The sequence below is a fragment of the Colwellia sp. BRX10-4 genome, from assembly GCF_014077465.1.
Lineage (GTDB): Bacteria > Pseudomonadota > Gammaproteobacteria > Enterobacterales > Alteromonadaceae > Colwellia_A.
The window spans coordinates 1-566 of record NZ_JACGVZ010000102.1 but is presented as its reverse complement, the minus strand read 5'-3'; the positions used below and the strand labels follow the sequence as shown (position 1 = coordinate 566).

Here is a 566-nt window from a genome sequence, read left to right as displayed (position 1 = left end):
TCAGACCCGACATAAAGGTCAAAAGGTTACTGAAATTTTTTGATGTGTCTAAAAGTGGCTATTACGATTGGCGCGAGCGTCAACCCAGTGCCCGTGCGATAGAAGATGTTGAACTTAAACAGAAAATCCAGCAAATATTCACTGAGAATAAAGGCCGATATGGTAGTCCTCGCATTTTTAAAACATTACAAAAGCAAGGATACAATATCGGTAAAAAACGTGTGAACGGTCGTATAGAGCGCTTGGGCTGGTTGTTAGAGTGATGCGGGTAACTACACGCTCTGCGTTTTATAAACGCTTTCCTGCGACAGGCAAAAACTTACGGCCTTATGGTGGCGTGCCATTGGTTAAAGATAAAGTATGGGTAGCAGATGTCACGTATTTGAAAGTGAAAGGTGTATGTCGTTATTTGTCGGTAATAATGGATTTATATTCACGGCATATTATTAGCTGGAGTTTAGATAAAAATAGAACGATGGACGTCACGAAACGCACATTAGAAAATGCGGTTAAGAAACGAAAACCGTCCGGTGATTTGATGCTCCATACAGATAGAGGCGTAGAAT

At 41.0% G+C, this 566-nt stretch carries 1 pseudogene; it reads left to right on the top strand.

The features are described from left to right. Positions 1-566 (top strand): annotated as a pseudogene (locus H4J67_RS20010) (IS3 family transposase); the annotation flags it as partial.